Origin of the sequence: Chelativorans salis (assembly GCF_025336525.1) — a bacterium.
GTDB lineage: Bacteria > Pseudomonadota > Alphaproteobacteria > Rhizobiales > Rhizobiaceae > Chelativorans > Chelativorans salis.
In genome coordinates this window covers 189032-213705 of the sequence record NZ_JAOCZP010000001.1, presented here as the reverse complement: position 1 = coordinate 213705, position 24674 = coordinate 189032, and the positions used below count along the sequence as shown (strand labels likewise).

The following is a 24674-nucleotide window of genomic DNA, read 5'->3' as shown; positions in this document are numbered from 1 at the left end:
GGATTGCATGACGCTGCGCAAGGGGTACCGTCATGGGATACGCAACTGTGTCCGGATGGGAGTTCCGGCAAGACGCGTAAAGTGACGAAAGGGAGGAAAGATGTACAGGAAGCTGATGGCCCTGAGTGGGGCGGGTATGCTGTTGAGCGCATCGGCGCTGGCGGTGCATGCCCAGATAGTGGAGCCGACCACGCCGCCGGATCCGCCGGTGTTTCCGGCGCAGAGCGAGCCGGTCTTTGTCGGCATTTCCGACATCATGGAGTATCGCGCGCTTGATGCGTACCACGAGCCCGAGTGGGTCAAGGAGAATTTCGTCGACACGGGCAAGCTGCCGCCGGTGGAAGAGCGCCTGCCGAAGGAGCCGTTGGTCTACAAGGCCGGAAACATGCCCGACGGCATCGGCACCTATGGCGACGTGATGCGCCACGTCATCGGTGGCCGGCCCGAGGGCTGGAACTACATCGCCGGCCAGAGCCAGGGCTGGGGAGGTATCGATATCGGCATGATGGAATGCCTGACGCGCGTCGGGCCGCTCTTCACCGTCAAGGCGGACGAGGTCGAGCCGATGCCGAACCTCGCCAAGAGCTGGGAGTGGTCGGAGGACGGCCATCAGCTCACGATGCAGTTGATCGAGGGCGCGAAATGGTCCGACGGCGATCCGTTCGATGCCGACGACGTGATGTTCTATTGGGAAGACCATGTGCTCGACCCCAATGTCTCGCCGCTCAACGGCGCGACGGCCGACACATTCGGCGGCAAGGGGACGAAGCTCGAAGCGCTCGACGACTACACGATCCGCTGGACCTTCGAGGAAGCCTTTCCCGAGCAGTATCTCTACCAGATGGCCTACGGCACCTTCTGTCCCGGACCGTCGCACATCCTGAAGCCCGAGCATCCGAAATACTCGGACAACACCTACGACCAGTATCAAAACGCCTTCCCGCCGGAATTCATGAACTGGCCGGTGATGGGGGCATGGGTCCCGGTGGAATACCGGTCGGACGATATCGTCGTGCTGCGCCGCAATCCCTACTATTGGAAGGTCGATGAGGAGGGCAACCAACTCCCCTATCTCGACGAGGTGCACTACAAGCTGTCCACCTGGGCCGACCGCGATGTGCAGGCGGTGGCCGGCACTGGCGACTTCTCAAACCTCGAACAGCCCGAGAACTATGTGGAGTCGCTGAGGAAGGCGGCGGACGACAATGCGCCGGCGCGTCTTGCCTTCGGCGCCCGCACCATCGGCTACACGGTCTATCCGAACCTTTCGGCCAATGGTTGGGGCAGCCCCGATGCGCGCGGCCAGGCGATCCGGGAACTGAATCGCAATCTCGACTTCCGCAAGGCCATCACCCACGCGCTTGACCGGCAGCGGCTGGGCGAGGCGCTGGTGAAAGGGCCCTTCACGGCCATCTATCCGGGCGGTCTCTATTCCGGGACGTCGTTCTACGACAAGGAGTCCACGGTCTATTACCCTTACTCGGTGGAAACCGCGCAGGCCCAACTGGAAAAGGCCGGCCTGACCGACACGGACGGTAACGGCATCGTCAACTTCCCCGAAGACGCGGAAGGCGTCGGCGGTCAGGACGTCGAGATCGTCATGCTCATCAATGGCGACTATCAGACCAACAGAAGCCTTGCCGAAGGCATTATCGCCATGATGGAGCGCATAGGCCTGCGCGTGGTCCTGAACATCCAGAACTCCAACACGGAGCAGGATCTGCTGCAGGGCGGCAAGTTCGACTGGGCCCTCTTCCGCAACTCGGAGGAACTGGCGACGGCGCTCAAGTTTACCGAGCGGCTGGCGCCGGTGGGGCCGCGCTCGACCTGGACGCGGCGCGCGGGCACCGATGGCACGCTCGACCTCTTGCCCTTCGAGGAGGAGATGGTCGAGGTCGTCAACGCCTTTACATCGAGCCGGGACAACCAGGAGCGGCTTGAGCTGATGAAGAAGTACCAGAAGCTCTACACCGAGAACCTGTGGGCGATCGGCGTGACGCAGTATCCGGGTGCCCTCATCATCAACAAGCGCTTTGCCAACATCCCTGCAGGCGCGCCCATCTTCATGTTCAACTGGGCCGAGGACAACATTATCCGCGAGCGGGTGTATGTGCCGAAGGACAAGCAGCAGGACTACGAGCTGTTTGCCGAAACGCTGCCCGGCGAGCCGGGCGCGGACGGTCCGGTGAACTGAGGCGACAACGGCGGCGAGGGGGTCCGTCCCCTCGTCCGCCAGGAAGAGTTGAATCATGCTGCGCTTCGTAACCATACGCGTTTTGTCGGCGCTGCCCGTCCTGTTCGTCTTGAGCGTGGTGACGTTCGCCATCATCCAGGCGCCGCCGGGCGACTATGGCGACTACATCCGCTCCCAGCTCATCAACCAGGGCGGCGCCTCAATCGAGCAGGCAGAGGCGCAGGCCGAGGCCTGGCGCGAAGCGCGCGGGTTCAACGATCCGATCCCGGTGCAATATGCGCGCTGGCTCACCGGCATCGTGACGCGCGGCGATTTCGGGCACAGTTTCTTCTACAACAAGCCGGTGGGCGACGTGGTGGCGGAACGATTGCCGCGCACGATCCTGCTGGCGCTCACCTGTCACATCCTGGCGTCGATCTTCGGCATCACGCTCGGCATCATCGCGGCGACGCGGCAATATAGCTGGGTCGACACGCTGTTCTCGTTCATCTCGTTCCTCGGGATGACGATCCCGCGCTTCCTGCTGGCGCTGATCATCCTCTACATCCTCGCTTTCAAGCTCAACGTGCAGGAGCTCGGCAGCTTCTTTTCGCCGCGTTATGGCGGAGCGCCGTGGTCGTGGGCGAAATTCGTCGATCTCGTGAAGCATGTCTGGCCGGTGATCGCCATCGCCACCTTCGGCGGGCTTGCCTACAACATGCGCGTCATGCGGTCGAACCTGCTCGATACGCTGAACGCGCAATATGTGGAGACGGCGCGCGCCAAGGGCCTATCGGAAGGCGCGGTGGTGCTCAAGCACGCGGTGCCCAACGCGCTGCATCCGCTCGTCGCCTATCAGGGCGTGGTGTTGCCCTATATGCTGACCGGCGAGATCGAGGTCGCAATCGTCTTCTCGCTCGCCACCGTCGGGCCGGCCATCGTCGGCTCCATGAACCGCGGCGACGTCTATGTGACGGCCACGTTCATGCTGGTGCTGGCGGCGACGCTGATCATTGGCAACATCATCGCCGACTTCCTGCTGGCCTTGCTTGACCCGCGTGTGCGACTGGGAGGAGCAGCCGAATGAGCACGACCATTCTTCCCACCCCGACCGAGCATGAAGAAGCCTCGCCCGGAATCCCACCGGAGGCACCGACGACCAAGCCGGTCCAGGGCGAGGAGAGCTACTCGCGGCTCGTCTGGCGGCGCCTCCGCCGTTCCGTCAGCGGCATGGTCGGCCTGATTCTGGTGTCGCTCCTGGTGATCGTGACGATCTTCGGCGACTTCTTCGCGCCGATGAACCCGAAGGAGCCTGGCATCGCTTTCGCACCGCCGGACCATATCAGCTTCTTCGCGCCCGACGGCAGCTTCTCACTCATGCCCTACGCCTATCCGATCGGCGAGACCGGAGAGCTTGACCCGGTGACCTTTCAGCCGATTACCGGGCCGGACCTGGAGAACCCGATCGCGCTCGGTTTCTTCGTCGAGGGCAGTCCATACCGCCTCTTCGGCCTGATTCCCGCCAGGGTGCGTTTCTTCGGCGCGCGCGATGGCCAGCCGGTGCATTTCCTGGGTACCGACAAGTTCGGCCGAGATATTTTTTCGCGCGGCATCGTCGGCGCGCGCATCTCGCTCGCCATCGCCCTTATCGTCGTCACCATCACGACGACCGTCGGCACCCTGGTCGGCATCACCTCCGGCTATCTCGGCGGGCGTGCGGACACCTGGCTTCAGCGTTTCGTGGAGCTGGTGCTGGCATTCCCGCAGTTGCCGCTATACCTCGCGCTTGCATCGTTGATCCCAGCCACCACGTCGTCCAACGTCTTCCTGGCCTTCGTCATCGTCGTGCTCGCCGCGCTGGGCTGGGCGCAGCTGTCCCGCGAGGTGCGCGGCAAGACACTGGCTCTGGCGCGCATCGACTACGTGCGTGCAGCGATGGCGGTAGGGGCAGGGGACGGGCGCATCATCCTGCGCCACATCCTGCCCAATGTGCTCTCCCACGTGATCGTCGCCGTCACGCTGGCGATCCCGACGGTGGTGCTGCTCGAAAGCTTCCTCGGCTTCCTCGGCTTTGCGGTGAAGCCGCCGCTTATCTCCTGGGGACTGATGTTGCAGGACACGTCCAACTTCTCCGTGATCGGCTCCTATCCGTGGATCCTTTCGCCAGTGGTGTTCGTGCTGATCACCGTCTTCGCCTTTAACGCGCTGGGCGACGGTCTGCGCGATGCCATCGATCCGTATTGAGGGAATAAGATGCTCGACAGAAGCAATCCCTTCGCCCCGCCCGAGCGGCACGACCTCGGCCAGCACGGCCGCGAGCTGATCCTCGATGCGCGCAACGTCGCCGTCGACTTCAAGGTCGAGGGCGGGGTGGTGAATGCGGTGCGCGACGTCTCGTTTCAGCTGCACCAGGGCGAAACCATTGCGCTGGTGGGCGAGAGCGGCTCCGGCAAGTCAGTGACGGCACGCACGGTGATGCGGCTTTTGTCGCGGCGGGCGACGATCAAGCCGGGCACGAATATCATGCTTTCGGGAATGGACATCGTGTCCATGAGCGAGCGGGGGATGCGGCGCTTGCGCGGCAAAAAGGTCTCCATGATCTTTCAGGAGCCTATGTCCTCGCTCAACCCGGTCTATACGATCGGCCGCCAGATTTGCGAAATCCTGCATTTGCACAATCGCATCAGCGGCAAGGAAGCCATGGAAAGGGCGCGGCAGCTTCTGGAGGAGGTGCACATCCCCGAGCCCGAGGCGCGGCTGAGGCAGTATCCGCACCAGCTTTCCGGAGGACAGCGGCAGCGCGTGATGATCGCCATGGCGCTCGCCAACCGGCCGGACATCCTCATCGCCGATGAGCCGACGACCGCGCTCGACGTGACGGTGCAGGCGCAGATCCTGAATCTCATCAAAGAGCTGAAGGACAAATACGGGATGGCGGTGATTTTGATCACCCACGACCTGACCATCGTCCGCCAGTTCTCCGAATATGTCTATGTGATGCAGAACGGCGTCGTTCAGGAGCACAACGAGACCGAGGCGCTGTTCCGCAAACCGCAGCACCCCTACACCCAACGTCTCATGGGCGCCGAACCCAAGGGCTCGGCAAAGCCACTCGGCGGAGGTGAGCCCATCGTGCTGGAGGGCCGGGAGGTCAACGTCACGTTCAAGCTCAGGCGCGGCGGCATGTTCAAGCCCGACTATTTCGACCTGGTGGCCGTCGATAACCTCGACCTGGGCTTGAAGCGCCATGAGACGCTCGGCCTCGTCGGCGAAAGCGGCTCGGGCAAGACCACCTTCGGCCAAGCCCTCATCCGGCTGATCGACAACCAGGGCGGCGAGATCTTTTTCAATGGCGATGCGATCCACGGCAGGGACCGCAAGGGCATGCAGCCGCTGCGCTCGCGCATGCAGGTGGTGTTCCAGGACCCCTTCGCCTCGCTCAACCCGCGCATGTCGGTCAGGCAGATCATTGAAGAGGGGCTGATCGTCAACGGCATCGGCGCCAATACGCGCGAGCGGGTGGACCGCGTGCGCCAGGCGCTCGTCGACGCCGGGCTGCCGGATACCATCCTCAACCGTTTTCCGCACGAGTTCTCCGGCGGTCAGCGCCAGCGTATCGCCATCGCCCGGGCTATCGCTCTGGAACCGGAATTCATCCTGCTCGACGAACCGACCTCGGCGCTCGATTTGTCGGTGCAGGCGCAGATCATCGACCTGTTGCGCAAGCTGCAGGACGAGAAGGGCCTCTCCTATCTCTTCATCTCGCACGACCTGAAGGTGGTGCGTGCGCTGTGTCATCGGGTGATGGTGATGCAGTTCGGCAGGATCGTCGAAGAAGGCCCGGTGGAGGAGGTGCTATCCAACCCCAAGACCGACTATACGGAGCGGCTCGTCCGTGCCGCGTTCGAAATTGCCGCTTGAACTTCGGAGAAGCAGAATGGCAGAGCCAAGAATTGCCTTCATCGGCGCCGGATCGACAGTGTTCATGAAGAACATCATCGGCGACGTGCTGCAGCGTCCGGCGCTTGCCGGCGCCACGGTCGCGCTGATGGACGTCAATCCCGAGCGGCTTGAGGAAAGCGCGGTCGTCGCGGGCAAGCTGGTGGCGACGCTCGGCGTCCCGGCGACGGTGGAGACCTATACGGACCGGCGCGCTGCGCTCGATGGCGCGGACTTCGTCATCGTCGCCTTCCAGGTGGGCGGCTACGAGCCCTCGACGGTGATCGACTTCGAGGTGCCGAAGAAATATGGCCTGCGCCAGACCATCGCCGACACGCTGGGCGTGGGCGGCATCATGCGGGCCATCAGGACCGTACCACACCTATGGAACGTCTGCGCGGACATGATGGAGGTGTGCCCGGAGGCGATCCTCCTGCAGTATGTGAACCCGATGGCCATCAACACCTGGGCGATTGCCGAAAAATACCCGCAGATACGGCAGGTGGGGCTGTGCCACTCCGTGCAGGGTACGGCATGGGAGCTTGCCCGCGATCTCGGCATCCCGGTGGAGGAGATCCGCTACCGCGCCGCCGGCATCAACCACATGGCCTTCTATCTCAACTTCGAGCACAGGCAGCCGGACGGGAGCTACAAGGACCTCTATCCCGAGCTTCTCAAGGGCTATCGTGAGGGGCGTTTCCCGAAGCCCAGCCACTGGAATCCGCGCTGCCCCAACAAGGTGCGCTACGAGATGATGACCAGGCTCGGCTACTTCGTCACCGAGAGCTCCGAGCACTTCGCTGAGTATGTGCCCTGGTTCATCAAGCGCGACCGGCCGGACCTCATCGAGAAATTCGGCATCCCCCTCGACGAGTATCCAAAGCGCTGCGTGGAGCAGATCGAGCGCTGGAAGAAGCAGGCCGACGCATACCGCAAGGCCGAGCGCATCGAGGTGGAGGAGAGCCACGAATATGCCTCCTCGATCATGAACTCGGTGTGGACCGGCGAGCCTTCCGTCATCTACGGCAACGTTGCCAATAAGGGCTATATCACGTCACTGCCTGAGGGCTGTGCGGTGGAGGTGCCATGTCTGGTGGATGCCAACGGGATCCAGCCGACGGCGGTCGGCTCCCTGCCGCCCCAACTCACGGCGCTGATGCGCACCAACATCAACGTGCAGGAACTGACGGTGGCCGCGCTCATGAAGGAGAGCCGCGAACATATCTATCACGCGGCGATGATGGACCCGCACGCGGCTGCCGAACTCGATCTTGAACAGATATGGAGTCTCACCGACGACCTGATCGCCGCCCATGGCGACATGCTGCCCGAATGGGCACGCGGAGAGGCGAAACGGCAGGTGGCATAAGCGAAAGAGTTCCTCCCCGCGCCAGCGCTCCATCCGATGGCGCAAACAGGAATGGGCCGAAGCAATGCTTCGGCCCATTCGCTTGGTCTCGTCGATCGCTCACCGCGACCGCAGAAGGCTCAGTAGCCCCTCGGGCACGCTGCGGTATAGCGACGGCCGTACTCGTCGCGGTAGATGCACTGGTTGCGGCCTTCGGCTGCCCGTCCGATGAGCGCGCCGGCAATAGCGCCGGCCGCACCGCCGACGACCGCCCCTTCGACCTCGTTACCGGCTACCGCCGCGCCAACTGCTGCGCCGCCCAGACCGCCGATCGCCGCACCCTGCTCAGTGGGCGTACACGCTGCGGCGGCGACCAAGAACGGCACCAAAAGAATGAGCTTTCTCATACGACTCTCCAACATAACGTTGCACCGGACATAATGCGCCCTGCGGCAAAATGTTCCGGCTATGAACGTTGTAGATGCTTTCCTGTCGCACTCCACACGTCAAGCGTCATGCGCCTACGGGGCGAGAATCTTCTGGAAACGCGCCGATTTCGTCACATTTTCGCCGCCGGGGGGTTCATTTTCCGCCTGAATTGTTGGACTTTCGTCTCATTCCGCACGGTTGGGGTCGCAAAGAGACCATTTTGCACGGCTGTTTTTCTACAGGCTCGTTGTGCGGAGGAATGTTCCGGCGCGTGGGCCATGGGGGCCTTTTCTTGCCTGCGCCGGACAAAAATGGAGCTAAAAATGGCTGATACGCCCGTCCAGGAGGAACCCGGTCTTGCGCCGGGGCAGGACAATGTCCGGATCATGGGCTTGGATGTCCACAATCCCGTCTTCTTCGTTTCTGCCGTCGTCATCGTCGCGTTCGTCATCGTCACGTTGATTTTCCGCGAGAGCGCCGGCCCGATACTCGGGGGGCTGCGCACCTGGCTCACCTCGACCTTTGACTGGGTCTTCATGATCTCGGCCAACCTGTTCGTCATTTTCTGCCTCGTGGTGGTGTTCACGCCGTTCGGCAAGGTGCGCCTGGGTGGCAAGGACGCCGTGGCCGAATATTCTTATGCCGGCTGGTTCGCCATGCTTTTCGCCGCCGGCATGGGCATCGGGTTGATGTTCTTCGGCGTGCTGGAGCCGATGTATCACTTCAACAACCCGCCACTTGGCGTGGCACCGCCGATTGTCGACGGCGAGGTGGTGCCGGGCGCCGTGGAGCAAGCGCGCGAGATGGCCATGGCGGCCACTATCTTCCACTGGGGCCTGCATCCCTGGGCGATCTATGCCGTGCTGGCGCTGTCGCTGTCGCTGGCCGCCTATAACAAGGGCCTGCCCCTTTCCATCCGCTCCGCCTTCTATCCCATCTTCGGCGAGAGCGTGCGCGGCTGGATAGGCCATGTCATCGACACCATGGCGGTGTTCGCCACCCTGTTCGGCCTCGCAACCTCGCTGGGCCTGGGCGCATCGCAGGCCATGGCCGGTCTCAACGAGCTTTATGGCGTGGAGGTGAGCGATACCAATACGGTACTCCTGATCATGGGGATAACGGCGGTAGCGCTGGTGTCGGTCGTGGCGGGGCTCGATGCAGGCGTCAAGCGGCTGTCGGAAATCAACATGGTGCTGGCCATCACGCTCCTGTTCTTCGTTATCCTGCTCGGGCCGACGTTGGCGATCATCACCGGCTTCTTCAACAACACCTGGATCTATGTGAAGAACCTGCCCGCGCTTTCCAACTGGATCGGCCGCGACGATACGGATTTCGTGCACGGCTGGACCACTTTCTACTGGGCCTGGTGGATATCCTGGTCGCCCTTCGTCGGCATGTTCATTGCCCGCGTCTCCAAGGGCCGCACGGTGCGCGAGTTCATTACCTGCGTGCTCATCATCCCGACGCTGGTGTCCATTCTGTGGATGACGACTTTCGGCGGCACGGCGATGAACCAGTTCCTGACAGAGGGCTACACAGGCGTGCAGCAGACGGTGGTTGATTATGTGCCGGAGCTTTCGCTGTTCGCCATGCTGGCCGACCTGCCGTTGGCTGCCATCTCCTCGCTGATCGGCATCATCCTGGTGATCGTCTTCTTCGTCACCTCATCTGATTCCGGTTCGCTGGTGATCGACACCATCACCGCCGGCGGCAAGATCGACGCACCGGTGGCGCAGCGCGTCTTCTGGGCCACCTTCGAAGGGCTGGTGGCGATCGTCTTGCTTCTCGGCGGAGGGCTGGCGGCACTGCAGGCCGGTGCCATCGCCACCGGCTTCCCCTTCGCCATCCTGCTGGTGCTCATGCTTTACGCCACTTGGCGAGCACTGGCGACGGAAGAGCGCTGAGGGAAAATCCGACAGGACCGGTCATCCGGTAGACGAAGGGCCCGCCGCAACCGGCGGGCCCTTCTCATATTGGGATATGGTTCGTCCCCATAACGTTACAGAATCGTATGTTGTGGTGTGTTGTGCGCACTCGTAATGTGCGGCGCGCCGGATTGCTTCAGATGCGGCGCGATAGATAAGGCTTGCGGGGCCCGGGCTTGTTCTATGCCCCGCTTTCAGGGCCTGCACGAAGGGCCCGCACCCAGGAATGCATCATGTTCGTCTCCTTCTTCCCCCGACCACGTCTGTTCTTCGCCAGCTTCATTCTTTGGAGCCTCTTTTGCATTCTCCTATGGTACGGGCTGGCAAAGGGGCTTGGACCGTCGCTGAGCCTCGGTGACTTTTTCGGTTTCGGTTATCCCGAGGCGCTGGGGCCCGAGGCGGAGGCGGCGCGTGCCGCTGCCGCCGAAGCGGCGTCGTCGGCCACGGAATTCTGGTTCTATCAATATTTCGTTGCCGTCATCGGCATCTTCGTCGGCGGCTGGATGTGGTTCTCCCCGCACACCTGGGCGCGTTGGTCGGTCGCCGGTTCTGCCCTCATCCTCTTCGTCAACTGGTTTCTCGTCCAGCTCGACGTGATGATCAATGAGTGGTTCGGCACGTTCTACGATATGGTGCAGCTCGCGCTCGGCTCGCCCGGCGAGGTGGAAGCAAGCGAATTTTACTGGCAGATCGCGGCCTTTCTGCGCATCGCGTTGGTCTACGTGTTCTTCGGCACGCTGTTCCGCTTCTTCGTCAGCCACTTCATCTTCCGCTGGCGCACGGCGATGAACGCCTACTACATGGCGCAGTGGCAGAAGCTGCGCCATATCGAGGGCGCAGCTCAGCGCGTGCAGGAAGACACCATGCGCTTTGCCTCGATCACCGAGAGCCTGGGCATCAGTCTGGTCGACTCGCTGATGACGCTGATCGCGTTCCTGCCGCTTCTGTGGGGATTGTCGGCGCATGTGACGGAACTGCCGATCATCGGCGAGGTCAGCCAGGGGCTCGTCTTCGTAGCGATCCTATGGTCGGTGTTGGGCACAGCGTTGGTGGCGGTGGCGGGCCTCCGCCTGCCGGGCCTGGAGTTTCGCAACCAGCGGGTGGAGGCTGCCTACCGTAAGGAGCTTGTTTACGGCGAAGACCATGCCGACCGTGCCGACCCGCCCACCGTGCGCGAACTGTTCGACAACGTGCGCCGGAACTATTTCCGCCTCTACCTCAACTACATGTATTTCAACCTGGTGCGCATCTTCTATCTGCAGATCGGCAATCTGGTGCCTTATATCGCACTCGGCCCTTCCATCGTCGGCGGCGCCATAACACTGGGCGTCATGCAGCAGATCATCCGCGCCTTCAGCCGCGTCGAGGGCTCCTTCCAATATCTAGTGAATTCCTGGACCACGATCGTCGAGCTGATGTCGATCTACAAGCGCCTAAAGGCCTTCGAGGCCACACTCAGGGGCGAGCCGCTGCCCGACATCGACCGGCACTACATGGAGCGCGAGCAGGCCGGCGTGACGCCGGAGGACCAGCCGGCGGCGTGAGGCCGCCGGCCGCCTCAGCCGTCGATGCTGCGGCGCAGCGCGGCCGAGGCCGGCGCGGTCTCGTCGAGATATTGGCGATAGCTGACGCAGCGCACCGACGGTTTGGCGCAGACGGCCTCGGCGAAGCGCTCCAGTGCGCGCCAATAGGCGCCGTCGTTCATCAGAGTGAAGTGGAAGCCGATCTGCAGCGGCGTGCGCTCCCCTGCATATTCCTTTTCGAACGCGGCCTTAAAGGCGCGATAGGCGCGCTCCTCGAAAGCCTGTGCCTGGCTCGGCCGCTCCAGCCCGCCGGAATGGCGCACATAGAGATTGTAGTCCATGGCGATGATGCGCTTTTCGGCCGGGCCTTCGGGTATCAGCGGTAAAGAGAAGTGCGTCACCCCACCCTTGGCCGCCGGTGCCACCGGGCCGCGCGATACGGTGCTGGCATCGTAGCGGAAGCCCTCCTCGGCCAGCGCCTTGAAAAGGCCGGGACCGGTCGCCAGATAGGGCGCGCGGAAGCCGACAATCTCGCGGTCCGCGAAGTGGTGCCAGCCTATCGGCTTGCCTTCGAGGCCGTTGATTTCCCAGGCCTCGCGCAGGACGGTGCGGAACTGGCCGAACTCCTGTTTCCAATCGGAAGCGCTCCATTTGCCGCCGTCGAAATGGCCGCAGCCATGGCTGGCGATCTCGTGGCCTTCCCCGTGTGCTTGCCAGATCTGCATAAGCCGCCGGCGCACGTCCTCTTTCGATGCGCCGTTACCGACATTGGACGTGCCCGCCGCCATGCCAGGCCCCTGATAGACGTCGCGCGTCTCGGGCGAGAGAAGATAGACGCAGGATAAGAAGTAAGTGAAGCGCGCGCCTGTCCGCTCCCCCAGTTGGCGGCTGCGCTCCCATTGTTCGATGAAGGACGCGCCGTCGAAGGAGACGATCACATACTGCGGCCGCGGGCCGGCATGGACAGGGAAGGGAAGCAAGAGAAGTGCGAATGCACCAAGACGCAACAGGAACGACATGCAACAGCCATGAAAGAACAACCCCGTGTGCCGGGTAGGGAGAAATTATGGCGCGGTGTAGACGCGCGATGAGGTATGCACAGGTTTGAAGAACGGGAAGGGCGCAAGCGTCTACCGGCCGCCTGCGCACCCTACGCAGCGCTCGGCCATCGGGTCGATCTGCAGCCGCCGGTCTGGGATTTCCTCTCCACTGCTGGTCGAGTTCCACGGGCTTGCGGGTCTCTTCGGAGAGGCGGGAAAGCTCTTCGAGTTCGGTGCGTTTTTCGGCAAGCCGCCGCCGCGCCATGTTGGGTTCGATCGTCATCGCGTCATCTTAGGCATGCGGCTTTTTGGCCGCAATCGTCTCTTTCTGCCAACCCCCTTCCATGCGCGCGAATTTCCGCTAAAACGCGGGCAGAAAAGTAATCCGGGCTCCGCTCGGCCGTGAACAGGTTTTTTATGTCAGACGACAGCTTCATCCGCGAGGTCAACGAAGAGCTTCGCCAAGACCAGCTCAAGGCGCTATGGCGGCGCTATGGGACAATGGCGATCGCCGCCGTGGGCCTCATTATTCTCGCGACGGCCGCCTATGTGGGCTACGAATACTGGTCGACGTCGCGCGCCAACCAAGCGGGCGACGCTTTCGCTCGCGCGCTGGAGTTGGCCGACGAGGGCAAAACGGACGAGGCGCTCGCCGCCCTGGAGGAGATCGAGACCTCTGGCTACGGCTCATATCCGGTGCTGGCGCGCCTGCGCGCGGCGGCGACGCTGGCCGACGATGGCAAGCCGGAAGAGGCGGTCGCCAAATACGATGCCGTCGCCGGCGACAATTCGGTGCCCGCCGCCATCCGTGATATGGCGCGCCTGCGCGCCGCCCTCCTGCTTGTCGACCACGGCAGCTATACCGATGTCGCCACCCGCGTAGAACCTCTGACGGCCGAGGGTAATGCCATGCGCCACACCGCCCGCGAGACCCTTGCCCTTGCCGCATGGAAAGAGGGCGACCGGGAAAATGCGCTTGCCCTGTACGGGCAGATAATCGACGATCCGCAGGCTCCGGCCGGTGCGCGCCAGCGGGCGGAGATGATGTCCGATCTGATCGCCGGCTCCGGCAAGCCCGGTTAATAGCGATGGCATTCAAGGTCGCCATTGTCGGCCGGCCGAATGTCGGCAAGTCGACCCTCTTCAACAGGCTGGTGGGACGCAGGATTGCGCTCGTCGACGACACGCCCGGCGTGACGCGAGATCGGCGCGTGCATCCGGCCCGCCTGCAGAATCTTCGTTTCGACGTCATCGACACGGCGGGGCTGGAAGATGCCGCCGCTCCCACGTTGGAAGCGCGCATGCGCACGCAGACGGAGATTGCCATCGACGAGGCCGATCTCGTCATCTTCATGATCGATGCAAAGGCCGGGCTGGTGCCCGACGACCAGACCTTCGCCGAGATCGTGCGTCGCAAGGGCAAGCCGGTTGTGCTGGTTGCCAACAAGACGGACGTACGCGGTGCCGAGGCCGGTGTGTTCGACGCATGGAGCCTGGGGCTGGGGGAACCCGTCGCCGTCTCCTCCGAACATGGGAACGGCATGGTGGAGCTGCGCGACGCCATTGCTGCTGTGGCCGGTGAGATGGCGGAAGAGACGGAGACGAAGGAAGTCCCTGCCGAAGGGGCGCTGGCAGGCGATGACGTCGATGCGGATGCGGAGGAGCCTGCCTACGATCCCGACAAGCCCGTCCGCATCGCCGTGATCGGCAGGCCCAATGCCGGCAAGTCGACTCTGATCAATGCGCTGATCGGTGAGGAGCGCATGCTGACCGGGCCGGAGGCGGGGATCACGCGCGATTCCATCTCCGTCGAATGGCGCTGGCGCGGACGCAGCATCAAGCTGTTCGACACCGCCGGCATGCGGCGCAAGGCGCGCGTGCAGGCAAAGCTTGAAAAGCTGTCGGTGGCCGAGACGCTGCGCGCTATCCGCTTTGCCGAAGTGGTGATTATCGTTTTCGATGCGACCATGCCCTTCGACAAGCAGGACCTGCAGATTGCCGACCTCGTCATCCGCGAGGGCCGTGCGCCCGTCGTCGTCTTCAATAAGTGGGACCTGATCGAAGATCGCGAGCAGACGCTGGCCGAGCTGCGCGAGAAGACGGAACGCTTGTTGCCGCAGGCGCGTGGGCTGAGGGCGATACCTGTGTCCGCGGAGACCGGCCGCGGCCTCGACAAGATGATGGAGGCCGCCCTCGCCACCCACGCGGTGTGGAACCGGCGTGTGCCCACCGGTCCGCTCAACCGCTGGCTGGAAGCGGCCACCGCGCGGCACCCGCCTCCTGCCGTCGCCGGGCGCCGGCTGAAGGTGAAGTATATGTCGCAGATCAAGACACGGCCGCCTGGCTTCGCGCTGTCCTGCTCGCGGCCGGAAGCCATGCCGCAAGCCTATGTGCGCTACCTCGTCAACGGCCTGCGCGAGACCTTCGACATCTTCGGCGTGCCCATCCGCATTGCGCTCCGCACGTCGGAGAATCCCTATGCGGGGCGCGCCAAGCGCCGGCGGGGTTAAGCGCTGGCGTTGTTTGCACGCTGCAGCCTCACCTCCACCGGCGGGCCGCTTCGGATGGTCTGGTAGACCACGCAATAGCGCTCGGTGAGCTTGAGGAGCTGATCGAGCTTCTCCTGCGGCGCATCGGTTTCGACGTCGAAGCTGAGGCGTATCTGCGCAAAGCCTACGGGCGCATCCTTGGCAACACCAAGTGTGCCGCGGAAGTCCAGATCGCCTTCCGCCGACACGGCGGCGGAGTGAAGCGGGATTTCTAGTGCGGTCGCCACCGCTTTTATGGTCACGCCCGCGCACGCCACCAGCGCCTCTAGAAGCATGTCGCCGGAGCACAATTCAAGGCCTGTTCCACCGGTCGCCGGGTGCAGGCCGGCAACGGCGAGTGCCCGTCCGGTCTCCACCTTGCAGGCAACATTCTGCTCATCAAGCGTGCCGCTCGCGCGCAGCGTGATGCGGGCGGCCTGCGGATCGGACTTGTAGCGCTCTTTGATCGGTGCCTGAAGGGCGCGCAGCGTGCTGGCATCCATCATCTTTCTCCTCCCGTTTCCGCGGACAGCGCCAACATACCCCACACGATACGGTCGTGGTATCAAGTTATCGAGGCGCCGCGGTTTCGGGGCCCCGCCGCCGCCTCGGATCTCGGTGGCTCCACCGCCTGTGCCTAGGTGGGTGGATACAATTTCGTTTCGATCGTTAACGGGTGGTCAAGGTTAATGAACTAGCTTGCCCCGCAGTTGGCGTTGTATGCGTTTTCAGTGAGGGGTCGGGTGCTTGCTTCGGGTGTAGAGCGGCTGCATGGGTTTTTCGGCCGGAATCGTTCTCTTCTTTCTCCCTTGCTGATGGGCTTCGGCCTATGGATCGGCTTTCCGACCGTTGCCGCCTATCAGGATATGACGAGCCTGATCACCAACCAGGAAGGCGCTAGCCGCTGGGCTGCCGTCATCGAGCGTTCGGTGGCCGGTTCCGTGCACGAGGCGGAGATGCCGTTTGCCAGCGCCGATGCCAAGCTTGGCGCGATCTCCGGCGCCGGGCTTGCCGCTCCCGGTATCGGCGAGGTCGCCTTCCGCACCAAAGGCAAGACTGCAGCCACGCCGGATGAAGAGCGTATCAACCGCGCCGGCAAAGAAGGGCGTGTGGTCAAGACTCTGCCCATGGCCCCGCCCAAGCTCTTCAACGCCGGCTCCATCTTCAAGAAAACGAGCGCCGTGCTTATGGCTCCCCCGCAGGCGAGCGACATCTTGATGGCTTTCGTAATGCCGGAGATTGAGGGCCAGGAGGAGCGGATCGCCACCGCCTTTCACCTAAAGCACGGCAAGCCGGCCGAACCCGCGCTGCCGCCCATGATCGCCAGCCTCGTGAACAACGACAAGGCGGACATCCTGGCCACCGCCTATGCCCCGCCCGAGCCCGACTATGCGAAGGCTTCGCCATTTGCCAGTATCTTGCGCGACGAGAACGATGGGCGCTTCGTCCCGCCGGTGCCGCCGAGCGATCATCCGTGGGCGCGCCAGACGCTTCCCGCCACCGTCTTTTCCGAGCGCGAGCAGCAGTGCCTTGCCGCCGGCATCTATTTCGAGGCGCGCGGCGAGCCGGTGGAGGGGCAGGCGGCGGTTGCGCAGGTTATCCTCAATCGCGTGCGCAATCCCGCCTATCCGCACTCCATCTGCGGCGTGGTCTACCAAAACGAGAAGTGGCGCAACCGCTGCCAGTTCTCTTTCGCTTGCGACGGTATCCGCGATCGCGTGAAAAGCCCCGGCCATTTCGAGACCGCCGAGCAGGTGGGGATGGCCGTCACCGCCGGCAAGATCTGGTTGGACGAGGTGGGATCCTCCACCCACTACCACGCCACTTATGTGCGCCCGCGCTGGGCCTCAGCCATGGAGCGCATGAAGAAGATCGGCCAGCACATCTTCTACCGCACCTATGGTGGCGGCTGGAACTGAGCCTGCCCGTGGACCGGGCTCGAGGCGCAAAAGCGCCCGATTCCGCCGGGCGAAGAGTGTGCACCGCCGAAGGCGCTTTGTCGCACCCAACTAATTCATTGTTATTTCTATAGAAAATGCCCTGTTGGAGTCGATGTCGCGCGGCTTGACGGGCGCCGGGCCGCTCTCTATGTTGCGCGCGACTTTGAGGCGACGGAAGCTGACCGGTAGCCGGTGCGGAGGTTGCGGTGGCCAAACGGGAAAAGCCGGGCGATCTGGATGGACGCCGGCGCGACCTTGAGGCGGCGCTGGCAGCCAGACGACCGGGAAAGCCGGATGGTGGCGAAGGCGCGGAGAGGGGCGGTAAGAGCGATTTCGCGAATGCGCTGAAACTCTCCAGCGAGTTCATTGCCGGCGTCTTGGTCGGTGCGGCGCTGGGCTGGTTCATCGACCGGATGGCCGGCACGTCGCCTTGGGGGTTGATCGTTTTCCTGCTCCTAGGGTTCGGAGCAGGCATTCTCAATGTCCTGCGTTCCGCGGGGCAAATTGCCGAGTTTGGATCGAAGGCGCCGAAGAAGGGCAACGACGATCTTTAAGGAAGGAAAGCGGCGCTTGGCCGCTGCGTGAAAGCGAGGGGCTCACAGTGGCCACAGACCCGATCCATCAGTTTCAGATCTCGAAATGGATTCCGATCGAAATCGGCGGGCTCGACTTTTCCTTCACCAACGCCTCCGCCTTCATGGTCGCCACGGTGGCCGGCGCCGGCGCCTTTCTCTTCCTGACGACGTCGAGCCGCGGCCTGGTTCCCGGCCGGCTGCAGTCCATCTCCGAGATGGCTTACGAGTTCATCGCGTCGATGCTGCGTGATGCGGCGGGCAGCCACGGGATGCGGTTCTTCCCCTTCGTCTTCTCGCTGTTCATGTTCGTGCTGGTGGCCAACCTGTTGGGCATGTTCCCCTACTTCTTCACCGTCACCAGTCACATCATCGTCACCTTCGCGCTGGCTATCCTCGTCATAGGCACTGTGCTGGTCTATGGGTTCTGGAAACACGGGCTCGGCTTCCTGAAGCTGTTCGTGCCCGACGGCGTGCCCGGTGTGCTGATGCCGCTGGTGGTGGCGATCGAGGTGGTGTCTTTCCTTTCCCGGCCTGTCAGCCTGTCCGTGCGTCTGTTCGCCAATATGTTGGCCGGCCACATCACGCTCAAGGTCTTTGCCGGTTTCGTCACCTCGCTTGGGGCGCTCGGTGTTGCAGGTGCCGCGGGCGCCGTGCTGCCGCTCGCCATGACGGTGGCCTTGACCGGTCTCGAGTTTCTGGTGGCGTTCCTGCAGGCATATGTCTTTGCGGTCCTGACCTGCATGTACTTGAACGACGCACTGCACCCCGGCCACTAGGAAGCCTCATCGGCGGGTCTCTCCGCCACAATCCAGGCAATTTGAAAAAAAGCTACGATCCACAAGGAGTTGCAAGATGGAAGTAGAAGCAGCGAAGGCAATCGGCGCGGGCATCGCCTGCCTCGGCATGGGCGGCGCCGGCATCGGCCTCGGTCACATTTTCGGTAACTACCTGGCGGGCGCCCTGCGCAACCCGTCGGCCGCCGACGGCCAGTTCGGCCGCCTCATCTTCGGCTTCGCCGTGACCGAGGCTCTCGGCATCTTCTCGCTGCTTGTCGCCCTCCTCCTGCTCTTCACCTAAGAGCGCGGCATCACGGACAATGCCGGCCGCGGGATGCGTGGCCGGCTGATGTGAACAGGGGAAGCGTATGTTTGTGACACCGGGATTCGCGCAGGAGGCACCGCCTGCATTGGACGAAGCCCACACCGTGGAAGGCGCTGCCCAAGGCGGCGGGGACTTCCCGCCGTTCAACACTGAGACCTATCCTTCGCAGCTTCTGTGGCTGGCGATCACCTTCGGCCTGTTCTACCTGTTCCTGAAGCGGGTGGCACTGCCGCGCATCGCCGGCATCTTGGAGGTGCGGCGTGACCGCATCGCCCAGGATCTTGATGAAGCAGCGCGCATGAAGGACGAGGCGGATGAGGCAGTGGCTGCCTACGAGCAGGAACTGGCGGAGGCCCGCAAGAAGGCGGGCGGCATCGCCCAGGAAGCGCGCGATAGTGCCAAAGCGGAAGCCGAGGCCGAACGTCGCAAGGTGGAAGAAGTGCTCGACGCCAAGCTGAAGGAGGCCGAAGGCCGCATCGCCGACATCAAGGCCACAGCCCTTGCCGATGTCGGCGTTATTGCCGAAGAGACCGCCGGCGCTATCGTCGGCGAGCTTGTCGGCGGCAAGGTGGACAAAAAGGCGCTTGCCGCCGCCGTCAAGGCCGCACGGTAGTAGGAGAAGGCCATGGACGCGACATTCTGGGCACTGATCGCCCTCATCATCTTCCTCGCCCTTCTCGCCTATCTGAAGGTGCCGGCGATGCTGAACGGCACGCTCGACAAGCGGGCCGAGCGCATCAAGAACGAACTCGACGGCGCGCGCGCCCTGCGTGAGGAGGCCCAGCAGCTTCTGGCCGAGTATCAGCGCAAGCGCAAGGAAGCCGAGCAGGAGGCGGAGGAGATGGTCGCCGCCGCCAAGCGCGAGGCGAAGATCATCGTCGCCGAGGCGAAGACGAAGACGGAGGAGTACGTCACCCGTCGCACAGCGCTGGCCGAGCAGAAGATCGCTCAGGCCGAGCAGGATGCTGTGAACGAGGTGCGTGCTCGCGCTGTCGATGTGGCGGTCGCTGCGGCGAGCAGCATCCTGGCCGACAAGGTGGACGGCAAGGTGAGCGGGGCGCTGTTCGATAATTCACTGAAGGAAGTGAAGTCGAAGCTGAATTAACGGCTGCCCGTCCTCAAGGATCACCGAATGCCGCCGGCCTCTGGCGGCATTTTTGTTTGTTGATAGGGGCGGCACCGACCCCCGTCACCATCTCGTCAGGACCTTGGTCCCTCATAAGCAATATCCAGGAGCCCGCACAGTTCCTGCAAGCATTCCTCGAAGACCGGCTCCATATCGCTATAGGCGAAGCTGATCTGGTTGAGCACCTCCATGCACAGAAGGCCGTAGAGCCGCATCCAGCAGGCGAGGAAGACATAGGCCGCCTCGGGCGGCAGGCGCCCGTCGATCCTTTCCGAATAGGCGCGAAGCTGGTCGGCGATCGCGGGGTCCATGTCCTCCAGGCTGGGGATGGGGAAGCGCTGCGTCTCCCATATTTCCACCACCTGCTCCAGGAATACCAGCCCGAAGGCTTGGCCGGTCCCGCTCGCGGATGGATCGCACCGCCGCTCGCCCATCGGGGGCGCAGGGCTGGCGAACAGCCAGCGAAACTCGGCCGGATGCGCAACCGCCCAGCCGCGCAAGGCACGGCAGATGGCCAAAAGGCGGCAACCGGCCGTGCCGGCGCGGCTTTCACCGGCGGAGCGCATCTTGGCGATCAGTTCGCGATAGAAGTCCGCCCTGAGCGCCTCAATCAGTTCGGCCTGGCTGGAGTAATAGCGGTAAAGGGCCGGACCGCTCATCCCCATCCTGCGGGCGACGGCGTTGACGGTGACTGCAGTGCTCCCCTTGTTGACGAGCAGCTTGCGCGCAATTGTCCGGATTTCCACCAGCGTGGCCTCGCGGAGCTTTTTCCTCCGGCTCATCGTGGGTTTTGCGGTGTCGGTTTGTCTGTTCATGGGGCGTGTTGACAGGAAAATGCTAATAACGTTAGTTAGACTATATAACAAATGTAAGTGGTGCAAGTGAGGCACCGGGTCCCGCCTGCATCTGCGCAAGTGGGAAACTGGGCCGAGCGCAATGGCAAAAGGAAGTTCGCATGCTGGTCCTTATCCTCGGTCTTCTGCTGTTCCTGGGCACTCACTCGCTTCTCATAGTGGCTCCGCATCTGCGAGAGAATGTTCTGGCGACCCGCGGCAAGGGCGCCTGGATGCTGCCTTACACTGTGGCCTCCATTCTCGGCCTGGCGCTGATCGTTTGGGGGTATGGCCTGGCGCGACAGGACCCGACCGTTCTCTACGCGACGCCTCCAGCGCTGCGGCACGTTACGCTACTCTTGATGTTGCCGGTCTTTCCGCTCCTCATCGCGGCCTATGCTCCGGGTCACATCAAGACCACGATCGGGCATCCCATGCTCATAGCGACCATGCTCTGGGGAGCAGCGCATCTTCTCGCCAATGGCACGCTGGCCGACCTGTTTCTTTTCGGAGGCATTGCCCTTTGGGCGGGTGCCGACTGGGCTTCGGTGACGCAGCGACCGCGAGGACCCGCATCGTCCAAGGCACCTTCATTGAGGAATGACGTGATTGCGGTGGTCGGCGGACTGATTGTCTATGTCGTCTTCGTCGGCTGGCTGCACCGGGTGCTCTTCGGCGTATCGCCTCTCTGAGAGGCTTCAGGCCGCGACCGGTTTGAAGGGCGAGAAGCTCATGCGGTGAAGGCGCGCGATGGGCCCATGCTCCGCGATGGCTGAGCGGTGGTGCGGCGTGGCGTAACCGACGTGGCTGTCGAATCCGTAGTGCGGCACCAGCGCGCCCGTGCGCACCATCATGCGGTCGCGGACGACCTTGGCGACGATGGATGCCGCGGCGATGGACTGCGAACGCTGGTCGCCCTTGACGACGGCGCGACAGGGGCAGGCGAGACCCGGCGGCACGTCGCGCCCGTCGGCAAGCGCATAGGCCGGGCGCACGCACAGGCCGTCCAGCGCACGGCGCATGGCCTCGAGGCTCGCCTTGAGGATATTCGATCCGTCGATGGAGTTGGCGCACAGCGAGGCGACGGAAACGGAAAGCGCTGCCTCGAAGATGTCGAGGAACAGGCCTTCGCGCGCTTCCGGCAAAAGGCGCTTGGAATCGTCGAGACCGTCCGGGATGCGCTCGGGGTCAAGCACCACGGCCGCCGCTACCACTGGACCGGCCAGCGGCCCGCGCCCTGCCTCGTCGAGACCCGCCACCGGCGCATGACCGTCGCGCATGATGCCTGCCTCCAGCACGAAGTCGGGGCGCACCGGGATATCGAAGAGAAGCGGAGAATCGGAATGCGAAGGAGCCATTGTCGGCGATGCTCGCATCGCTTCCGATTCTCCGCAAGCCTTTCCCGGTCAGGGGGCGGAGAAAACCGGGAAGGCACCGTCGGGCCGGGGGACGGGCTCGCGACGGAAAGACGTGAAAGGCGCAGGGGCTACGAGCCGTCTGCACGCAAACTCAAAGAAGCACGAGTTGTTCCCCCTGGCCGTTGAGCGGTTTGAATAAATCCGTACGCAGCTTGCGCCGCTGGACGTTGAGACCGATGCGCTTGGCCGCGATCTCGAAGCGGCGACCGATCTGCCAGGCATAGGGCCCGGTTCCCTTCATGCGTTTGCCCCATTCGGCATCATAATCCTTGCCGCCGCGCATCGAACGGACGAGCGACATGACATGGCGATAGCGGTCCGGGTAGTGGCGCAGCAGCCAGTCCTTGAATATCGGGCTCACCTCGAGCGGCAGGCGCAGGATTATGTAGCCTGCCTCGCGCGCACCGGCCGCGTAGGCCGATTCCAGAATGCGCTCCATCTCGCTATCGTTCATGCCGGGGATCACCGGGCCGATCATCACCGAAACGGGAATGCCGGCATCGCTCAAGCTGCGCATCGCTTCCAGCCGGCGCGGCGGCGTAGCCGCTCTCGGCTCCATGGTGCGCGCGAGCTTGCGGTCAAGCGTCGTCACCGAAAGCGCCACCTTGGCAAGTCCGCGCTCGGCCATGCGCGACAGGATGTCTATATCGCGGGTGACCAACGCCGACTTGGTGACGATGCCCACGGGGTGCCCATGCGCCTCCAGGACCTCGAGAATCTCGCGCATGATGCGCCACTTCTTCTCGACCGGCTGGTAGGGGTCGGTATTGGTGCCGATGGCGATGGTACGCGGCTCGTAGCCGGGCTTTGAAAGCTCCCTTTCCAGCAATCTCGCGGCATCCGGCTTAGCGAACAGCCGTGATTCGAAATCGAGCCCCGGCGACATGCCCATGTAGCTGTGCGTCGGCCGTGCGAAGCAGTAGACGCAACCGTGCTCGCAGCCGCGATAGGGATTGATTGAACGGTCGAAGGATATGTCGGGCGAGGTGTTGCGGGTGATGATGGTGCGCGGCTTCTCTACCTGCACTTCCGTCTTGAAAGGCGGCAGGTCCTCCAGGGTCTCCCACCCGTCATCAAAGACGTGCCGCGTGAGCGGTTCGAAGCGGCCGGTGGGATTGATGCCGGCAGCGCGTCCGCGGCGGCGGTCCTCGCCGATGCGCAGGCCTGCTTCCTCGATCATCGCATTGGCCATCGCCACGCCGCCGCCCTTCGAGGCGGCAAGATCTGCCCGTGCAATCTGGTCCATGGCTCTGTACCTCCACGATTCGGCGATCATTCTCGATGAATCTATTCCTATTCAAGGAAAGAGAACAAATCAAGAACTTTCTACGGATCCGTGGAGAAGCCTGGAGGTCGGCCGCCGCCACGCTGCAAGTGCTCGTCGAGGCGCGGCATGATCTCGACGAAGTTGCAGGGCATGTGCCGGTAGTCGAACTGGTCCTTCAGGATATGGTCCCAGGCGTCGCGGCAGGCGCCGGGCGAGCCGGGCAGCACGAAGACGAAGGTCTGATCGACGAGGCCTGCCGTGGCGCGCGATTGTATAGTGGAGGTGCCGATTTTATCGAAGGAGGCGCGGTGGAAGAGGTGCGAGAATCCGTCCATGCGCTTGTCGAACAGTGGCTCCAGCGCCTCCGGCGTCACGTCACGGCCGGTGAAGCCCGTGCCGCCGGTGCTAATAACGGCGTCTATGCCGCTGTCGGCGCACCAGGCGCTAACGATGTCGCGGATGCGCTTGATCTCGTCAGGGGCGATGGCGCGGTCGATAAGCTGATGGCCAGCGGCCTCAATGCGCTCGGCGAGTGTATCGCCGGATTTATCGTCGTCGAGTGTCCGGCTGTCGGAGACCGTGAGCACGGCGAAACGTACTGGGATGAAGCTGCGGTCAGCCATTGTGGATTGCCTCCACGGACGCGGTGGTGATCGTCGCCTGAACGAACCATTCGGGGCGGCGGCTGCCAATGGCCTTTTCGGCCGCCTGCGCCTGTCCCTCGGTCTCGAAGATGCCGAAGCAGGTGGCACCCGAGCCGGACATGCGGACAATAAGCGCACCCTCCGACCGAAGTGCCTTCAATGCAATGCCGATCTCCGGCATGAGCATTAGCGCCGGGGCCTCCAGGTCGTTACGTGCAGAATTGAGCCAGCGCACGATCTCGGCAACACCGCCGCCACCTTGGAAGGGCGGAAGGGGAGGATTTTCGCGCCTTTCGAGCGCGGCGAAGACATCCGGCGTGGCGAGCATCTGCCCGGGATTGACGAGGAGGAGCGGCAGAGCCGGCAGGCGGCGGACAGGCTCCAGCGCCTCCCCGATGCCGTGCGCCAGCAGCGGCCGGGCCGCCAGGCACATGGGCACATCAGCACCGAGCGCTAGGGCGATCTTTGCGAGGTCACGGTGTCCGGCCTTAACGTGCCAGTGGCGGGCGAGCAGATGAAGCGTGGCGGCCGCATCACTCGATCCGCCGCCGATGCCCGAAGCGACCGGCAGGTTCTTCTCCAGCGTCAGCGCCACGGGTTTATCCACCCCGAAATGCCGGCGCAGCAGGTCGCGGGCGCGCAGCACGAGGTTGTCCGCGTCGCGCGGCACCTGCGCACCATAGGGGCCTGCGAGGGAGAAGGTATCATGCTCCGCCGGCGCGGCGTGCAACTGGTCGCCGTAGCGGGTGAAGACGACGAGGCTTTCCAGGAGATGATAGCCGTCGGCGCGGCGTCCGGTGACATGGAGCGCCAGATTGACCTTCGCCGGTGCCGCGCGCTCCAGTCTTGTCGGCATGAAGGTGGG

At 63.5% G+C, this 24674-nt stretch carries 25 protein-coding genes; 16 read left to right on the top strand and 9 right to left on the bottom strand.

From position 1 onward, the window contains the following. Nucleotides 1–100: 100 nt before the first annotated feature. From N5A92_RS01070 to melA, 5 genes are read left to right on the top strand one after another with little or no spacing between them, the layout of a single operon-like run. Nucleotides 101–2194 (top strand): ABC transporter substrate-binding protein, encoded by a 2094-nt coding sequence (locus tag N5A92_RS01070; protein WP_260899966.1) that lies wholly within the window; start codon nucleotides 101–103, stop codon nucleotides 2192–2194. A 55-nt stretch (nucleotides 2195–2249) separates the two neighbouring features. After that, a complete protein-coding gene (locus tag N5A92_RS01065; RefSeq protein WP_260899965.1) occupies nucleotides 2250–3260 on the top strand; it encodes an ABC transporter permease in 1011 nt (336 codons plus the stop codon). Beyond that, entirely contained in the window at nucleotides 3257–4417 is a 1161-nt protein-coding gene (locus tag N5A92_RS01060) for an ABC transporter permease (protein WP_260899964.1), read from the top strand. Before N5A92_RS01065 ends, N5A92_RS01060 begins: the two co-directional genes overlap by 4 nt. 9 nt (nucleotides 4418–4426) lie before the next feature. Beyond that, on the top strand, nucleotides 4427–6094 hold the full coding sequence (locus N5A92_RS01055) for an ABC transporter ATP-binding protein (RefSeq protein ID WP_260899962.1): 1668 nt from the start codon (nucleotides 4427–4429) through the stop codon (nucleotides 6092–6094). Nucleotides 6095–6110: 16 nt separating this feature from the next. Further along, the gene (melA, locus tag N5A92_RS01050; RefSeq protein WP_260899961.1) at nucleotides 6111–7481 is read left to right on the top strand and encodes an alpha-glucosidase/alpha-galactosidase; all 1371 of its coding nucleotides are present in this window, start codon (nucleotides 6111–6113) and stop codon (nucleotides 7479–7481) included. A gap of 119 nt (nucleotides 7482–7600) precedes the next feature. Here the strand turns inward: melA and N5A92_RS01045 are convergent, their stop codons facing one another. Then, the gene (locus tag N5A92_RS01045; protein ID WP_260899960.1) at nucleotides 7601–7867 is read right to left on the bottom strand and encodes a YMGG-like glycine zipper-containing protein; all 267 of its coding nucleotides are present in this window, start codon (nucleotides 7865–7867) and stop codon (nucleotides 7601–7603) included. 345 nt (nucleotides 7868–8212) lie between these two features. On the opposite strand from N5A92_RS01045, the gene N5A92_RS01040 reads away from it, so the two are divergent. After that, nucleotides 8213–9793 (top strand): BCCT family transporter, encoded by a 1581-nt coding sequence (locus N5A92_RS01040; protein WP_260899959.1) that lies wholly within the window; start codon nucleotides 8213–8215, stop codon nucleotides 9791–9793. Nucleotides 9794–10047: 254 nt separating this feature from the next. After that, on the top strand, nucleotides 10048–11358 hold the full coding sequence (sbmA, locus tag N5A92_RS01035) for a peptide antibiotic transporter SbmA (protein ID WP_260899958.1): 1311 nt from the start codon (nucleotides 10048–10050) through the stop codon (nucleotides 11356–11358). 14 nt (nucleotides 11359–11372) lie between these two features. On the opposite strand, the gene N5A92_RS01030 is transcribed toward sbmA, so the two are convergent. Beyond that, nucleotides 11373–12356, bottom strand: coding sequence for a polysaccharide deacetylase family protein (locus N5A92_RS01030; protein WP_260899957.1), 984 nt, complete (start codon nucleotides 12354–12356; stop codon nucleotides 11373–11375). 111 nt (nucleotides 12357–12467) lie between these two features. Then, nucleotides 12468–12626 (bottom strand): TraR/DksA C4-type zinc finger protein, encoded by a 159-nt coding sequence (locus N5A92_RS27370; RefSeq protein ID WP_425248513.1) that lies wholly within the window; start codon nucleotides 12624–12626, stop codon nucleotides 12468–12470. 168 nt (nucleotides 12627–12794) lie between these two features. Here N5A92_RS27370 and N5A92_RS01025 point away from each other — a divergent pair, with 168 nt between their 5' ends. Then, nucleotides 12795–13460, top strand: a complete 666-nt coding sequence (locus N5A92_RS01025; protein ID WP_260899956.1) for a tetratricopeptide repeat protein — start codon at nucleotides 12795–12797, stop codon at nucleotides 13458–13460. 5 nt (nucleotides 13461–13465) lie between these two features. Beyond that, the gene (der, locus tag N5A92_RS01020) at nucleotides 13466–14887 is read left to right on the top strand and encodes a ribosome biogenesis GTPase Der (protein ID WP_260899955.1); all 1422 of its coding nucleotides are present in this window, start codon (nucleotides 13466–13468) and stop codon (nucleotides 14885–14887) included. Here der and N5A92_RS01015 read toward each other — a convergent pair. Continuing rightward, complete coding sequence (locus tag N5A92_RS01015) at nucleotides 14884–15408, bottom strand: OsmC family protein (RefSeq protein WP_260900963.1); 525 nt, start codon at nucleotides 15406–15408, stop codon at nucleotides 14884–14886. The genes der and N5A92_RS01015 overlap by 4 nt on opposite strands. A gap of 312 nt (nucleotides 15409–15720) precedes the next feature. Between N5A92_RS01015 and N5A92_RS01010 the strand changes: the two genes are divergently transcribed. The 6 genes from N5A92_RS01010 (at nucleotide 15721) to N5A92_RS00985 (ending at nucleotide 19626) form a co-directional block, all read left to right on the top strand. Next, nucleotides 15721–16824: a cell wall hydrolase gene (locus N5A92_RS01010; RefSeq protein WP_260900962.1), complete on the top strand. Its 1104-nt coding sequence runs from the start codon at nucleotides 15721–15723 to the stop codon at nucleotides 16822–16824. 227 nt (nucleotides 16825–17051) lie between these two features. Next, nucleotides 17052–17399 (top strand): AtpZ/AtpI family protein, encoded by a 348-nt coding sequence (locus tag N5A92_RS01005; protein WP_260899954.1) that lies wholly within the window; start codon nucleotides 17052–17054, stop codon nucleotides 17397–17399. 47 nt (nucleotides 17400–17446) lie between these two features. Beyond that, entirely contained in the window at nucleotides 17447–18196 is a 750-nt protein-coding gene (locus N5A92_RS01000) for a F0F1 ATP synthase subunit A (protein ID WP_260899953.1), read from the top strand. Between the two features lie 76 nt (nucleotides 18197–18272). Next, nucleotides 18273–18497: a F0F1 ATP synthase subunit C gene (locus N5A92_RS00995; protein ID WP_008595464.1), complete on the top strand. Its 225-nt coding sequence runs from the start codon at nucleotides 18273–18275 to the stop codon at nucleotides 18495–18497. 67 nt (nucleotides 18498–18564) lie between these two features. After that, nucleotides 18565–19134 (top strand): F0F1 ATP synthase subunit B, encoded by a 570-nt coding sequence (locus tag N5A92_RS00990; protein WP_260899952.1) that lies wholly within the window; start codon nucleotides 18565–18567, stop codon nucleotides 19132–19134. Between the two features lie 12 nt (nucleotides 19135–19146). Continuing rightward, nucleotides 19147–19626 carry a F0F1 ATP synthase subunit B gene (locus tag N5A92_RS00985; protein WP_260899951.1) on the top strand — a complete coding sequence of 160 codons (480 nt, stop codon included), beginning with the start codon at nucleotides 19147–19149 and terminating at the stop codon, nucleotides 19624–19626. Nucleotides 19627–19721: 95 nt separating this feature from the next. On the opposite strand, the gene N5A92_RS00980 is transcribed toward N5A92_RS00985, so the two are convergent. Then, the gene (locus N5A92_RS00980) at nucleotides 19722–20429 is read right to left on the bottom strand and encodes a TetR/AcrR family transcriptional regulator (RefSeq protein ID WP_260899948.1); all 708 of its coding nucleotides are present in this window, start codon (nucleotides 20427–20429) and stop codon (nucleotides 19722–19724) included. Between the two features lie 173 nt (nucleotides 20430–20602). Between N5A92_RS00980 and N5A92_RS00975 the strand changes: the two genes are divergently transcribed. Next, nucleotides 20603–21172, top strand: coding sequence for an NnrU family protein (locus tag N5A92_RS00975; protein WP_260899947.1), 570 nt, complete (start codon nucleotides 20603–20605; stop codon nucleotides 21170–21172). 6 nt (nucleotides 21173–21178) lie between these two features. Here the strand turns inward: N5A92_RS00975 and N5A92_RS00970 are convergent, their stop codons facing one another. The 4 genes from N5A92_RS00970 to N5A92_RS00955 all read right to left on the bottom strand — a co-directional run bounded on the left by N5A92_RS00970 (nucleotide 21179) and on the right by N5A92_RS00955 (nucleotide 24665). After that, the gene (locus N5A92_RS00970; protein WP_260899946.1) at nucleotides 21179–21838 is read right to left on the bottom strand and encodes a ribonuclease HII; all 660 of its coding nucleotides are present in this window, start codon (nucleotides 21836–21838) and stop codon (nucleotides 21179–21181) included. Nucleotides 21839–21989: 151 nt separating this feature from the next. Next, entirely contained in the window at nucleotides 21990–23144 is a 1155-nt protein-coding gene (locus N5A92_RS00965; protein WP_260899945.1) for a PA0069 family radical SAM protein, read from the bottom strand. An 80-nt stretch (nucleotides 23145–23224) separates the two neighbouring features. Further along, entirely contained in the window at nucleotides 23225–23788 is a 564-nt protein-coding gene (moaB, locus tag N5A92_RS00960; protein ID WP_260899944.1) for a molybdenum cofactor biosynthesis protein B, read from the bottom strand. Further along, the gene (locus tag N5A92_RS00955) at nucleotides 23781–24665 is read right to left on the bottom strand and encodes a 4-(cytidine 5'-diphospho)-2-C-methyl-D-erythritol kinase (RefSeq protein ID WP_260899943.1); all 885 of its coding nucleotides are present in this window, start codon (nucleotides 24663–24665) and stop codon (nucleotides 23781–23783) included. Before N5A92_RS00955 ends, moaB begins: the two co-directional genes overlap by 8 nt. Between the last annotated feature and the right edge of the window lie 9 nt (nucleotides 24666–24674).

Coding starts and splice junctions, on each gene's coding strand:
- N5A92_RS00970 (WP_260899946.1), bottom strand. CDS start 21,838: ATGGCTCCTTCGCATTCCGATTCTCCGCTTCTCTTCGATATCCCGGTG.
- N5A92_RS01015 (WP_260900963.1), bottom strand. CDS start 15,408: ATGGATGCCAGCACGCTGCGCGCCCTTCAGGCACCGATCAAAGAGCGC.
- N5A92_RS01065 (WP_260899965.1), top strand. CDS start 2,250: ATGCTGCGCTTCGTAACCATACGCGTTTTGTCGGCGCTGCCCGTCCTG.
- N5A92_RS00975 (WP_260899947.1), top strand. CDS start 20,603: ATGCTGGTCCTTATCCTCGGTCTTCTGCTGTTCCTGGGCACTCACTCG.
- N5A92_RS00955 (WP_260899943.1), bottom strand. CDS start 24,665: ATGCCGACAAGACTGGAGCGCGCGGCACCGGCGAAGGTCAATCTGGCG.
- N5A92_RS01030 (WP_260899957.1), bottom strand. CDS start 12,356: ATGTCGTTCCTGTTGCGTCTTGGTGCATTCGCACTTCTCTTGCTTCCC.
- moaB (WP_260899944.1), bottom strand. CDS start 23,788: ATGGCTGACCGCAGCTTCATCCCAGTACGTTTCGCCGTGCTCACGGTC.
- N5A92_RS00990 (WP_260899952.1), top strand. CDS start 18,565: ATGTTTGTGACACCGGGATTCGCGCAGGAGGCACCGCCTGCATTGGAC.
- N5A92_RS01070 (WP_260899966.1), top strand. CDS start 101: ATGTACAGGAAGCTGATGGCCCTGAGTGGGGCGGGTATGCTGTTGAGC.
- N5A92_RS00965 (WP_260899945.1), bottom strand. CDS start 23,144: ATGGACCAGATTGCACGGGCAGATCTTGCCGCCTCGAAGGGCGGCGGC.
- N5A92_RS00980 (WP_260899948.1), bottom strand. CDS start 20,429: ATGAGCCGGAGGAAAAAGCTCCGCGAGGCCACGCTGGTGGAAATCCGG.
- N5A92_RS01045 (WP_260899960.1), bottom strand. CDS start 7,867: ATGAGAAAGCTCATTCTTTTGGTGCCGTTCTTGGTCGCCGCCGCAGCG.
- N5A92_RS01060 (WP_260899964.1), top strand. CDS start 3,257: ATGAGCACGACCATTCTTCCCACCCCGACCGAGCATGAAGAAGCCTCG.
- N5A92_RS00995 (WP_008595464.1), top strand. CDS start 18,273: ATGGAAGTAGAAGCAGCGAAGGCAATCGGCGCGGGCATCGCCTGCCTC.
- melA (WP_260899961.1), top strand. CDS start 6,111: ATGGCAGAGCCAAGAATTGCCTTCATCGGCGCCGGATCGACAGTGTTC.
- der (WP_260899955.1), top strand. CDS start 13,466: ATGGCATTCAAGGTCGCCATTGTCGGCCGGCCGAATGTCGGCAAGTCG.
- N5A92_RS01040 (WP_260899959.1), top strand. CDS start 8,213: ATGGCTGATACGCCCGTCCAGGAGGAACCCGGTCTTGCGCCGGGGCAG.
- N5A92_RS01010 (WP_260900962.1), top strand. CDS start 15,721: ATGGGCTTCGGCCTATGGATCGGCTTTCCGACCGTTGCCGCCTATCAG.
- N5A92_RS00985 (WP_260899951.1), top strand. CDS start 19,147: ATGGACGCGACATTCTGGGCACTGATCGCCCTCATCATCTTCCTCGCC.
- N5A92_RS01055 (WP_260899962.1), top strand. CDS start 4,427: ATGCTCGACAGAAGCAATCCCTTCGCCCCGCCCGAGCGGCACGACCTC.
- sbmA (WP_260899958.1), top strand. CDS start 10,048: ATGTTCGTCTCCTTCTTCCCCCGACCACGTCTGTTCTTCGCCAGCTTC.
- N5A92_RS01025 (WP_260899956.1), top strand. CDS start 12,795: ATGTCAGACGACAGCTTCATCCGCGAGGTCAACGAAGAGCTTCGCCAA.